Source organism: Corallococcus sp. M7 (assembly GCF_054512695.1).
In genome coordinates this window covers 2,593,044-2,605,469 of record NZ_CM137252.1, presented here as the reverse complement: position 1 = coordinate 2,605,469, position 12,426 = coordinate 2,593,044, and the positions used below count along the sequence as shown (strand labels likewise).

Annotated in this window: 9 protein-coding genes; 3 read left to right on the top strand and 6 right to left on the bottom strand. The window is 69.6% G+C overall.

Annotated elements, in window-relative coordinates; all coding sequences use genetic code 11:
- Positions 1-26: 26 nt before the first annotated feature.
- The 4 genes from fadJ to uvrA form a co-directional block, all read right to left on the bottom strand.
- Entirely contained in the window at positions 27-2,264 is a 2,238-nt protein-coding gene (gene fadJ / locus ACX114_RS10885; protein ID WP_459297328.1) for a fatty acid oxidation complex subunit alpha FadJ, read from the bottom strand.
- Complete coding sequence (gene fadI / locus ACX114_RS10880; RefSeq protein ID WP_459297326.1) at positions 2,264-3,565, bottom strand: acetyl-CoA C-acyltransferase FadI; 1,302 nt, start codon at positions 3,563-3,565, stop codon at positions 2,264-2,266. Before fadI ends, fadJ begins: the two co-directional genes overlap by 1 nt.
- Before the next feature lie 117 nt (positions 3,566-3,682).
- Positions 3,683-4,726, bottom strand: a complete 1,044-nt coding sequence (hemE, locus tag ACX114_RS10875) for a uroporphyrinogen decarboxylase (RefSeq protein ID WP_459297324.1) — start codon at positions 4,724-4,726, stop codon at positions 3,683-3,685.
- A 73-nt stretch (positions 4,727-4,799) separates the two neighbouring features.
- A complete protein-coding gene (gene uvrA, locus ACX114_RS10870) occupies positions 4,800-7,346 on the bottom strand; it encodes an excinuclease ABC subunit UvrA (RefSeq protein WP_459300118.1) in 2,547 nt (848 codons plus the stop codon).
- A gap of 278 nt (positions 7,347-7,624) precedes the next feature.
- On the opposite strand from uvrA, the gene ACX114_RS10865 reads away from it, so the two are divergent.
- Positions 7,625-8,482 carry a tetratricopeptide repeat protein gene (locus tag ACX114_RS10865; RefSeq protein WP_459297322.1) on the top strand — a complete coding sequence of 286 codons (858 nt, stop codon included), beginning with the start codon at positions 7,625-7,627 and terminating at the stop codon, positions 8,480-8,482.
- Here the strand turns inward: ACX114_RS10865 and ACX114_RS10860 are convergent.
- Positions 8,464-9,591: a serine hydrolase domain-containing protein gene (locus ACX114_RS10860; protein ID WP_459297320.1), complete on the bottom strand. Its 1,128-nt coding sequence runs from the start codon at positions 9,589-9,591 to the stop codon at positions 8,464-8,466. The genes ACX114_RS10865 and ACX114_RS10860 overlap by 19 nt on opposite strands.
- 68 nt (positions 9,592-9,659) lie before the next feature.
- Positions 9,660-10,091, bottom strand: a complete 432-nt coding sequence (locus tag ACX114_RS10855) for a YciI family protein (RefSeq protein ID WP_206798329.1) — start codon at positions 10,089-10,091, stop codon at positions 9,660-9,662.
- A 180-nt stretch (positions 10,092-10,271) separates the two neighbouring features.
- On the opposite strand from ACX114_RS10855, the gene ACX114_RS10850 reads away from it, so the two are divergent.
- Together ACX114_RS10850 and ACX114_RS10845 are read left to right on the top strand one after the other, a co-directional pair.
- Positions 10,272-10,823, top strand: a complete 552-nt coding sequence (locus ACX114_RS10850; RefSeq protein WP_459300116.1) for a hypothetical protein — start codon at positions 10,272-10,274, stop codon at positions 10,821-10,823.
- Between the two features lie 90 nt (positions 10,824-10,913).
- Positions 10,914-12,422, top strand: coding sequence for an SDR family oxidoreductase (locus tag ACX114_RS10845; protein ID WP_459297318.1), 1,509 nt, complete (start codon positions 10,914-10,916; stop codon positions 12,420-12,422).
- Positions 12,423-12,426: the final 4 nt, after the last annotated feature.

Here is a 12,426-nt window from a genome sequence, read left to right as displayed (position 1 = left end):
CTCCCCTGCCCCGGTGCGTCAGGCGCTCAGGACTCGTAGAAGCCCTTGCCGGCGCGCACCTTCTCCACGAGCAGCGGCGCGGGCGTGAAGCGCTCGCCGTACTTGTCCTGGTAGTGCTCCAGCTTGCGCAGCAGGTTGGCCGGGCCCAGGGCGTCCGCGTAGCGGAACGGGCCGCCCAGGAACGGCGGGAAGCCCAGGCCGAAGATGGCGCCCACGTCGCCGTCGCGCGCGCTGCGCAGGATGCCTTCACCCAGGCAGCGGATGGCCTCGTTCACCATCTGCAGCGCGACGCGCTCGGCCATCTCCGCGGGGTCCAGGGACTTGCGGTCCTTGCCGTGCGGCAGCAGCAGGTAGACCTGCGGGTCCACCTCCTTCTTCTTCCCGTTCTCGTACAGGTAGAAGCCCTTGTTCGTCTTGCGGCCCAGGCGGCCGTCGGACACCACGCCCTCCAGCGCCTTGGGCGCCGCCATGCGCTTGCCGAACGCGGCCTCCATGATGGGCCCCACCTTCTGGGCCACGTCGATGCCGACCTCGTCCAAGAGCGTGATGGGCCCCACCGGGAAGCCGAAGTCCACCAGCGCCTTGTCCAACTGGACGATGTCCGCGCCTTCCGCCAGCAGGTACGCGGCCTCGTTCATGTACGGCGCGAGGATGCGCGACGTGTAGAAGCCCGGCCCGTCGTTGACGACGATGACCGTCTTGCCCTGCTTCTTGCCCACGTCCACGCAGGTGGCCGTCACCCACTCCGCGGTGCCCGGGTGCGTGATGATCTCCAGCAGCGGCATTTTGTGGACCGGGCTGAAGTAGTGCATGCCAATCACCTGCGAGGGGCGCTTGCTGCCCTTCGCCAGCTCGCCAATGGGCAGGCTGGAGGTGTTGGACGCGAAGATGGTGTTCTCGCCGGTGACGGCCTCCACCTCCGCGATGACCTGGTGCTTGAGCTTCAGGTCCTCGAAGACGGCCTCGATGACCAGGTCCACCGACTTGAAGCCGCTGTAGTCCGTGCCCGCGGTGATGTTGGACAGCTTCGCGTTGGACTCCAGCCGCGTGAGCGAGCGGCGCTTCACGCGCTCATCCAGCACCGTCTGCACCTGCTTGAGCGCGCGGCCCGCGCCCGCGTCGTCCCGGTCCTTCACGCGCACGGGCACGCCCTGGAGCACGCCGGCCACGTAGGCGATGCCTCCGCCCATCAGGCCGCCGCCCAGCACGCCCACTTTCTTCACCTCGCGCGGCTTCAGGTTGGGGTTGGCGGTGCCGTTCTCCTTCTTCAGCGCCGTGGTGGCGAAGAAGATCTCCACCAGGCGCCGCGACACGTCCGTGAACACCAGCTCGCCAAAGGCCTTCGCTTCGGCCTCCAGGCCCGCCTTGCGGCCGGACTCCAGGCCCACGCGGATGACCTGGAGCGCCTTCTCCTGCGCGGGGTACTTGCCGCGCGTCTTCTTCAGGAGCTGCTTCTTCGCCTGGTCGAACATCACCTTGCGGCCGAGCGGGTTGTCCTCCAGCGCCGCCTCCTTCCAGAGGTCCTTGTTGATGAGCCCCTGGAAGATGCCGGCGATGCCCTTCTTCTTGCCGCTCTGGGCCACGGCCTTGAAGCCCTGGTGCGAGCGCTCCACCTTGAGCGTGCCCGCCGCCAGCTCCGCCGCGCGCTTGAGCGCGAGGTCCTTGAGCATGGGCACGGGGACGACTTCATCCACGATGCCCAGCTTCTTCGCCTTGGACGGCTTGACGTTCTTGCCGGTGAGGATGAGGTCCAGCGCGGCCTCCGCGCCAATCAGCGCGGGCAGCCGCTGCGTGCCGCCTGCGCCGGGGATGAGGCCCAGCTGCGTCTCCGGCAGGCCCACCACCGACTTGGGGCTGTCCGTGACGATGCGGTAGTGGCATGCGAGCACCCACTCCAGGCCGCCGCCCAGGCACGCGCCGTGGATGGCCGCGACCACCGGCTTGGAGAAGGCCTCCAGCCGGTCGAACTGCTCGTGCGCGCCGCGGCTGATGGCCTCCACGTCCGCGGGCGTCTTCAGGGTCTGGAGGAAGTCGATGTTCGCGCCGGCGACGAAGTTGTCCTTCTTGCCGGAGATGAAGACGACGGCCCGCACCTCCGGGTCCCGCTCCGCCTGAAGCAGCAGGTCCGAGAACGCGGTGCCCACGTCCGGGGACAGCGTGTTCACCGGCGCGCCCGGCTGGTCCACGGTGATGACCGCGACGCCGTTCGTGACGTCGTAGCTCAAGCCCTGCTTCGCTTCGACTGCCTCTTGCTTGGTCGCCATCACGCACGCTCCAGGATGACCGCGGCGCCCAGGCCGCCCGCGGCGCAGACGGTGCACAACACCGTGTTCTTGTTCCGACGCTTCAGCTCGTTGAGGGCCTGCGTGATGATGCGCGCGCCCGTGGCACCGAACGGGTGCCCGATGGAGATGGATCCGCCCGTCACGTTCAGCCGCGAGCGGTCCACTTCACCGACCGGCGCGTTGAAGCCCGCCTTCTTCGCGAACTCCTTGGACGCCAGCGCCTGGAGGTTGCTCGCCACCTGCGCGGCGAAGGCCTCGTGCATCTCCACCAGGTCGATGTCCGAAAGCTTCATCCCCGCGCGCTTGAGCGCCACGGGCGCCGCGTAGGCCGGGCCCTGGAGCAGCTGGTCGCCCGGGTCCGTGGCCGCGAAGGCGTGCGAGCGCAGGAAGCCCAGCGGCTCGTAGCCCAGCGCCTTCGCCTTCTCCTCGCTCATCAGCAGCAGCGCCGCGGCGCCGTCCGTCAGCGGGGACGCGTTGCCGGCGGTGACGCTGCCATAGCGGCGGTCGAACACCGGCTTGAGCCTGGCGAGCGCCTCCAGGCTGGTGTCCTCGCGCACGATGTTGTCCTTGGTGGCGGTCTGCTCGTACTTGGGCGGCACGGTGACGTGCATCACCTCGCCGTCGAACAGGCCCTCCTTCCAGGCGCGGGCCGCGTTCTGGTGCGAGTTGAACGCGATGAGGTCCTGCTCCTCGCGGGTGATGCCGTTCTCCTTGGCCATCTTCTCCGCGCTCTCGCCCATCGTCTCGCCGGTGGAGTACTCGGCGATGGCGGGGGGCACGGGGATGAGGTCCTTGGCCTTGAGCTTCTGGAAGGGCTTGAGCTTGTCCGGGAGGCTCTTGCCCTTGGACGACGCGGCGAGCGCGTGGGCCAGCGGGCGGCTGGTGAAGATGGGCGCGTCCGAGAGGGACTCCGTGCCACCGGCGATGACGACGTCCGCGTCACCCAGCGCGATGGCGTTGGCGCCCGCCACCATGGACTGGATGGACGTGGCGCAGGCGCGCGCCACCGTGAAGGCGTCAATGCGCTTGGGCAGGCCCGCCGCCAGCACCACTTCGCGCGCGATGGACGGCGCGGTCAGCGTGGGGATGACCTGTCCGAAGACGACCTGGTTGATTTCGTTGGGGTCCAGGTCGCTGCGCTGCACCAGCTCCTGGACCACCATGCGGCCCAGGTCCAGCGCCGTCAGGTTCGCGAAGACGGTGCCCGCCTTCGCGAACGGCGTCCGCAGCCCTCGGACGATGGCCACCCGCCGGTGGCCGTTGCGCTTCTCGCTTGCCATGTGTGCCTCACCCTCTGTGAAACGAGTGAGGCGCTTCTAACGGCGGGCAATGCACCGCGTCAATGTCGGATTGATTCTTGAGTCAACTGCTCGCCAGTCGGCCGGGCGGGGACTTGTTCAGTCGAGCGTGCCCTGGCGGAGGGCGGCGCCGTGCTTGTGGACGGCGTCCACGAGGAACTTGGCGGCGTCCGGGTCGGTGGGCGGGAGGATGCCGTGGCCCAGGTTGAAGATGTGCCCGGTGGGGCCGGCGCGGCGGAGGATGTCCTTCACGCGACCGTCCAGTTCCTCGCGGGGCAGGAAGAGGTGGAGCGGATCCAGGTTGCCCTGGGTGGCGACATCCGGCCCGAGGATGCGGCGGCCCTCGTCCACGGGGCAGCGCCAGTCCAAGCCGATGACGTCCGCGCCGGTGCGCTTCAGGAGCGGCAGGTGCGGCGTCATGTTCACGCCGAAGAGGATGACGGGGACGCCGGTGCCCTTGAGCTCCGTCACCATGCGGGTGAGGTACGGGAGGCTGAAGCGCTCGAAGTCCCAGGGGGACAGCTCGCCGCCCCAGGAGTCGAAGATTTGGACAATCTTCGCGCCGGCCTCCACCTGCATCTTGAGGTACGGGATGAGGGTGTCGGTGAGCTTCTGGAAGAGGCGGTGGGCCACTTCGGGCTGCTCGAAGAGCAGGCGCTTGATCTGGATGTAGCTCTTGGAGCCGCCGCCCTCGACCATGTACGCGGCCAGGGTGAAGGGCGCGCCCGCGAAGCCGATGACGGGCACGGAGTCATTGAGGGCCTTGCGCGTGCGGCGGATGGCCTCGGCGACGAAGCCGGTGCCTTCGACGGGGTCGGGGACGCCGAGCTTGTCGATGTCCGCGGGCGTGCGCAGCGGGTTGGGGAAGTGGGGGCCCTTGTCGCCCAGCTCCAGGTGGATGCCCATGGCCTCCACGGGGATGAGGATGTCGGAGAAGATGATGGCCGCGTCCACGCCCAGGCGGGTGATGGGCTGGACGGTGACCTCCGCGGCCAGGTCCGGGTCCTTGCAGAGGTCCAGGAACGCGATGTTGCCGCGGATGGCGCGGTACTCGGGCAGGTAGCGGCCCGCCTGACGCATCAGCCACACGGGGGTGGTGTCGGTGGGCTGGCGGCGCGCCGTGCGCAGGAGTCGGTCGTTCACGTCGTCACCTTCGTGGGGCAAGGAGGAGGTCGGGACCCCGCCTATTTACGGGAAACGCGGGCGAATGTGAGGCTCATCTGGCGAGCACCCGCGCCAGGTAGGGCGCCGTGCGGCTCTCCTTCACCCTGGCCACCTGCGCCGGCGTGCCCTGAGCCACCACGCGGCCTCCGGCGTTGCCCGCGCCGGGCCCCACGTCGATGACATGGTCGCTGGCGGCGATGACGCGCAGGTCGTGCTCCACGACGATGACCGTGTTGCCCGCGTCCACCAGCCCCTCCAACTGCGTCATCAGCTTGTCCACGTCCGCCGGGTGCAAGCCCGTGGTGGGCTCATCCAGCACGTAGAGCGTGTCGCCGTGCTGCGTGCGCTGGAGCTCCGTGGCCAGCTTGATGCGCTGGGCCTCGCCTCCGGACAGCTCCGTCGCGGGCTGGCCCAGGCGCAGGTAGCCCAGGCCCACGTCCTTCAGCACCTTGAGCGCTCGCTGGAGCGGCGGCTCCTCGGTGAAGAAGTCGAAGGCGCCGTCCACCGTCAGCCCCAGCACGTCCGCGATGTTCTTCTCGCGGTAGCGCACCTCCAGCGTCTTCGCGTTGTAGCGGGTGCCGTGGCACGTGGGGCACGGCGCGTACACGCTGGGCAGGAAGAGCAGCTCCACGCTCACGAAGCCCTCGCCCTCGCACGTGTCGCAGCGGCCTCCCGCCGTGTTGAAGGAGAAGCGCCCCGCGCTGTACTTGCGCGACTTCGCCAGCGGCGTCGCCGCGAACAGCTTGCGCACGTGGTCGAAGAGGCCCGTGTACGTCGCCAGGTTGGAGCGCGGCGTGCGGCCGATGGGCTTCTGGTCCACCGTCACCAGCCGGCGGATGGCCTCCATCCCTTCCTTGATATGGCCCTCGCTCGCCATCACCGGCTCGCGGTCCAGCGGCTCGCCCTCCTCCTCTTCCGGCGCCAGCGTCTGGCCCAGGCGCGCCGCCACCAGCTCCACCAGCGCCTGGCTCACGAGGCTGGACTTGCCGGAGCCGGACACGCCCGTCACCGTGGTGAAGATCCCCAGCGGGAAGTCCACGTCCAGGTCGCGCAGGTTGTTGCGCTTCACGCCCTCCAGGCGCAGCCGCCCCGTGGGCTTGCGGGGCTCGCGGCGGCGCAGGGCCTCCTCCTCGAAGAGGTAGCGCCGCGTCCGGGACGCCTCCACCTTCGCGAGCCCCTCCGGCGTGCCGCTGTAGAGCACGCGTCCGCCGTGCTCACCGGCGGCGGGCCCCACGTCGACGATCCAATCCGCGTGGCGGATGACGTCCACCTCGTGCTCCACCACGAACAGCGAGTTGCCCGCCTCCTTCAGCCGGTCCAACGCCGTGAGCAGCGCCTCCGTGTCCGCGGGGTGCAGGCCGGCGGACGGCTCGTCCATCACGTACACCACGCCGAAGAGGTTGGAGCGCACCTGCGTGGCCAGCCGCAGCCGCTGCAACTCACCCGGTGACAGCGTGGGCGTGCTGCGCTCCAGCGACAGGTAGCCCAGGCCCAGGTCCGTCAGCACCTGGATGCGCGCGAGCAGGTCCTTGGTGATGCGCTGGGCGACGATGAGCTTCTCCGGGTGCTCGCGGGCCATGACGTCCGCGTCCTTCCCCTTCCCTTCCGCCGTGGGCCGGATGAGGTCCGCGACCTGCTCCAGCGGCAGGCGGGACAGCTCGCCGATGTCGCGGCCCGCGAACGTCACGGACAGGGACTCGCGCTTCAGGCGTTTGCCCTCGCACAATGAGCAGTCGCTGGCGACCATGTACCGGGCGACGCGCTTCTTCATCATCGCGCTCTGCGTCGTCGCGAAGGTGGTCATCACGTAGCGCTTCGCGCCCGTGAAGGTGCCCATGTAGCTGGGCGTCTCCTTACGGGCCATGGCCCGCTTCACCTCCGCGGACGTGAAGCCCGCGTAGACGGGGACCGTGGGCTGCTCATCCGTGAAGAGGATCCACTGGCGGTCCTTCTTCGGCAGGTCGCGCCAGGGCTTGTCGATGTCGTACCCGAGCGTCACCAGGATGTCGCGCAGGTTCTGGCCGTGCCACGCGGGCGGCCACGCGGCGACGGCGCGCTCGCGGATGCTCAAGGAGTCGTCCGGCACCATGGAGCGCTCCGTCACTTCGAACACGCGGCCGATGCCGTGGCACTTGGGGCACGCGCCCGCGGGCGTGTTCGGGGAGAACGCATCCGAGTCCAGCCGCTCCAGCTTCGGCGGATAGTGGCCCGCGCGCGAGTACAGCATGCGCACGGAGTTCGACAGCGTCGTCACGCTGCCCACCGAAGAACGCGACGTCGGAGCGCCCCGGTGCTGCTGGAGCGCCACCGCCGGGGGCAGCCCATCGATGGTGTCCACCTCCGGCACGCCCACCTGATCAATCAGGCGCCGGGCATACGGGGCCACGGATTCGAAGTAGCGCCGCTGCGCCTCCGCGTAGAGCGTCCCGAAGGCCAGCGACGATTTGCCGGAGCCGGACACGCCGGTGAAGACCACCAGCGCGTCGCGCGGGATGTCCACGTCCACGTGCTTCAGGTTGTGTTCGCGGGCGCCCCGAACGCGGACGAAGCCGGTGGGGTCGGGGGTCTTGCGGGTGCGGGGTGCTTTCGGAGTGGCCATGCCGTGGCGGACGTTGCCCATTGCCCGGGTCACGGTCATCCATGACACGGCGGGCCCGTCGGGATTTGATGGGTCCCATGCCTTCATCGTTCGGCAGAGGACAGCGAATTCCGCCTCGCCACGTCGCCCTGTTCACGACCTGTGCGCTCGTGGGCTGGCTCGCGGCCTGTTCCAGCCCGAGCGCCTCCCCGCCTGCCCCTACGTCCCCCGCTCCCGTGGCACCGGCCACCGCGACCTGCGGGGACGACCCCTCGGCGTGCTTCGAGGAGGCCCGGAAGGTGGAGCTGGATCCAAGCCCCCAGAAGAGCTTCACCCGCGCGGCCGAGCTCTATGCGCGCGGCTGCAACAAGGGACGGCACGCAGGGGCGTGCTTCCGCGTGGCGGAGCTCTCGGCGGAGGTGGGCGGGAAGCTCCACGACCGCCGGCGGCTCCTGGAGTTCGGCAAGAAGGGCTGCGAGCTCTCACACGCCCCCAGCTGCGCACTGGTCGCGGCGTACTACCTCGAAGGCGACGACAGGAACGACGAGCGCGGGGAGGAGTTCGCCCGGAAGGCCTGCGATGGCGGCAGCGCCTCCGGCTGCGCATCCCTGGGCGTCCTGAAGGTCGGGGGCAACAGTGAGGGGCCGGACTTCGCCAGCGGCGTCAAACTGCTCGAACGCGCCTGCACGGAAGGGGCGGGTTCGGGTTGCTTCGCGCTCTCCGGCCTCTACGCGCTGGGCCGTGGCGTGGAGCAGGACGACGCGCGTGCCCACCGCTTGCTCCAGCAGGGCTGTGACGGCGGCCACGGCCGGGCCTGTTTCGAGCTGGGCATGGCCTACGACGGAGCCTCCCGCGTCGTGACGCATGACAAGACGAAGGCGGCCGGGCTCTTCGAGAAGTCCTGCGCGCTCAAGCTGCCGGAAGGCTGCCTCTCCCTCGCGCAGGCGCTCCTGGGCGGCGTCGGCGTGCAGACCGACGCCCCCCGGGCCGCCGCGCTGATCACCGCGCTCTGTGACTCGGGAGAGGCCGCGATCTGCGGGATGCTCGGCGACCTTTATGAGAAGGGCCGTGGGGTGGAGCGGAACGTCGAGCGCGCCAGGACGTTGAAGCAGAAGGCCTGCGAAGGGCGAACCCTGGGCTACTGCGCGTCCCGGTAGCTCCGGGCCCCCGGCCGCTCCAGCCCGAGCGCCGCCGGCAGCACGTACTGTCCGAACAGGACCAGGGGGAGCGCCGAGCCCGCATCATTATAGTGGCTGCCTGTGAAGGCCGCGGTGAGGCCCAGCGAGGGCGCGACGAAGACGTACTGCCCTCCGTTGCCGCGCGCGAAGGACACCTCCACCGGCGTGCCCTGGATGACGAAGCGGGCGCTCCACCACAGGAGCCCGTAGTTCACGTCGCCCAGCGGCCCCAGCGCCTTGCTGGACTCCGCCACCCACGCCTCGGAGACCCGGCGGTCGCCCTGCCACGCGCCACCGTCGAGCATGAGCTGCCCCACCTTGAGGAAGTCTCGCGGACGCAGGCGCAGGTGGCCGCCGGTATCCGTGCCCCTCTTGCCCGCGGGCTGCCAGCTGACATCCTGGACCTGCATGGGCGTGAACAGCCACTCGCGCGACAGGTCCGTGATGGAGCGGCCGCTGACGTGCTCCAGCACCGCGCCCAGCAGCACCACGCCGCCCGTGCAGTAGCGGGTCACGGTGCCGGGCTCGTCCCGCATGGGCACGTCCACGATGAAGCGGGCCCAGTCGTCCGTGTCGTACATCCGCTCTTCGTTGCCGGGGGACTCGGGGTCCCAGTCGTCGCATGACAGCCCGGAGCGCATCTGGAGCAGGTGGCGCAGCGTGATGCGCTCCTTGCGCGGATCCGCGTTCTTCACCGGCGCCAGGTGCGGCAGGAGCGGGAGCACCGGCGAGTCCAGGTCCGGCAGCAGGCCTCGCTCGTGCGCCATGCCCACCAGCAGCGACGTGACGCTCTTCGTGGCGGACCTCAGGTCGTGCGCCTTCTCCCGCGTGAAGTCGTTCCAGTAGCGCTCGTAGACGAGCTGGCCCCCTTTCGCGACGAGCACCGCGTCTGGCGTTTCGACCGAGCCCTCGGACACGTCGTGCTCCAGCGCGTCGAACCAGGGGCGTTGCACTCCCGTGTCCTCGAAAGAGGCCACGGCCCAGCCATCATCAATCCGGTCCGGCGGCGAGCCCGGACCCGTGGGCACCCGCTTGCCTCCGCACGCCATGAGCCACACCGCGCACAGCAGCACCCTCCGCTGGAACATCACTGCACCTGCCTTCGCTCCGGCCCTGGAAGCGCGGCAGCCTATGTCACGCGGAGGCGCCATCGCGACTACCGGCGGTTCTTCGCGCCCTGTTCGCGGATGCGCGCTTCCTGTTCCCTCAGCTCGGGCGTGAACTCGGCGCCGAAGTCGTCGTCCTCGAAGACCTGCCGCAGCTCCAGCTCCACGTTGCCGCCCGCGTCGATGGACGGCCAGCGCTTGAGCCACTCCAGGGCCTCCTCCCGCGACTTCACCTGGATGAGGGTGAAACCGGCGATGAGCTCCTTCGTCTCCGTGAAGGGACCGTCGATGATGGCCGGCTTGCCGTTCGTGAACTTCACGCGCGCGCCATTGCGGCTGGGGTGCAGGCCCTCGCCCTGGAGCATCACGCCCGCCTTCACCATCTCCTCGTTGTAGGCGCCCATGGCGGCCAGCAGCTTCTCGTCCGGCATCACGCCGGCCTCGGTGTCCTTGTCCGCCCTGCGGATGATCATGAATCGCACGGTCGTGTCTCCTGCCGCGCGCCCTGGGGCCGCGGGGGGTGTGCTGCTCCTGCCTTCATGGACGCAACGAATGGGCCTGGGGAAAATCGACACGGCCTTTTTATTTTCCCGCCGGGTCTTCCAACCCCTCGCAATCACGGGGCTTCCCATGTCCCGGCCGCGAATGTGACAGTGCCCCGCATGTACGCGGGCGTGACCTCCACCGGGACGAAGCCTTCTCCAGCCAGCGGACTTCTACACCCGGCGGTGCTCGTGGCCGTGGTGCTGCTCGTGCTGAACGACCACGTGTTCAAGGCGCGCTGGCCGTCGTGGTGGACGGGGAAGCTCTCCGACGTCGCCGGGCTCGCGATGTTCCCGGTGCTCCTCCAGGCGCTGTGGGAGCAGGCGTTCCAGCGCCGCGTGAGGGAATTCCGTCCGTCGTTCCCGGTGCTCGTGGGAGCGGTGGTGCTGACGGGGGTGTGCTTCGCCGCGACGAAGCTCTCATCCGACGCCGGGGATGCGTGGCGCTGGGCGCTGGGCGCGCTGCAGTGGCCCTTCTACGCGCTGCGCGCGGTGCTCGCGGGTGCGCGCATTCCCTCGGTCCGTCTCACGGTGCACACGGTGGACATCACGGATCTGCTCACGCTGCCGTCGCTGCTCATTCCTCTATGGCTGGGATGGAAGCGTGCTCGAGTGGCTCGCGAACAGGACGCGCGTATTCCCGCGCGCGAGGAGTCTTCACTGCCTCCTTGATTGCTGTGAGCTGTGCACGTCGCTTCGCGGCACGTGTCAGACCCCCAATTACAGTCGGCCCCGTCACGCATTGAACCGACAGGGGCCATCATGTCCGCGCGTTCTTCCCAATCCCATACATCCACGCCTTCGAACATCCTGGAGCAGGTGCGGCAGTGCGCCGCGTCCGTCACGCGGTATCCGCTCGACATCCTGACGGAGAACGCGCAACTCGAGGATGAGCTGGGCATCGACTCCGTGAAGCTCGCGGAGATCGCCGCAGTCATCGCTCGCGAGTTCCAGTTGCCGCCGGACCGGCTGCCGCGAAACGGGAAGGCGCGCACGCTCGGCGCCATCGCCGGGGCGGTGGCGGAGGCGCTGGACACGGCTCCGTCGCTCCACGTCGCGCCTGTTCCCGCTGTCGTCGAAGCGAAGCTGAGCATCGGTGATGCGAAGCTGAGCATCGGTGATGCGAAGCCGAGCATCGGTGACGTGAAGGCGAGCACCGGTGCTCCGGCCACGCAGGACCTCCTGCCACGCGTGCGCGCCGTGTTCGCGCGGGTGACGCGCTACCCGGAGGAACTGCTCACGCCGCACGCGGACCTGGAGGACGAGCTGGGCATCGACTCCGTGAAGCAGGCGGAGGTGATGGCCGTGCTCATGAAGGAACTGGGGCTGGGTGACGCGCCGAAGCCATCGCAGCGCCTGCGCACGATGGCCGCCATCGCCGACGCGGCCCGTGCGCTGCTGCCGGCCGCGCCGCCCGCCGTGGAAGCCAGGCCTCGCGCTCCCGTCGTCCACGCGGTGCCCGCGCCTGCCCCGTCGCGCACGGAGCTGCCGTTCGCGGGGAAGGTCGCGCTCGTCACGGGCTCGGGGAAGGGCATCGGCCGGGTCATCGCGACGCGGCTGGCTCGCGCGGGCGCGACGGTGGTCGTCAACTCGTTCCACTCCCGTGAGGACGGGGAGAAGACGGCGAGGGACATCGTCGACGCGGGTGGCAAGGCGGTCCACCTGTGGGGCTCCGTCGCGCAGGAGGAGCACCTGGAGCGGATGTTCGCGGCGATCCGCGAGCAACTGGGCGGGCTCGACCTGCTGGTGTGCAACGCGTCCAACGGGCTCATCGGTCCGTTCGATCGCATCGCGCCCCGGGATTGGGACAAGGCGTTCCGCACCTGCATCACCGGCACCTACGAGTGCGCGATGCGCGCCCGTCCGCTGATGGCCGCGCGTGGGGGCGGGAGCATCGTGACCATGTCCACGTCCATGTCGCAGCGGTACATGCACGACCTGGGCTGCCAGGGCGTGGTGAAGGCGGGCGTGGAGTCCCTCACGCGCTATCTGGCCGCGGAGCTGGCGCCGGATGGCATCCGCACCAACTGCGTGTCCGCGGGTCCCGTGCACGGGGACCTGCTGGGGATGTTCCCGGACGCGCCGGAGCGGGTGGCGCGCTGGGAGTCCGCGACGCCCGGTGGACGTCTGTGCACCGCGGATGACGTCGCGGACGTGACCGAGCTGCTGCTGGGACCGAAGACCCAGCGCGTGAATGGCGCCATCTGGGTGGTGGACGCCGGCCTCTCTGGAACCGTGGACGGCCTGTTGCCGGCCGCGCGCGCGTCCTGACCCC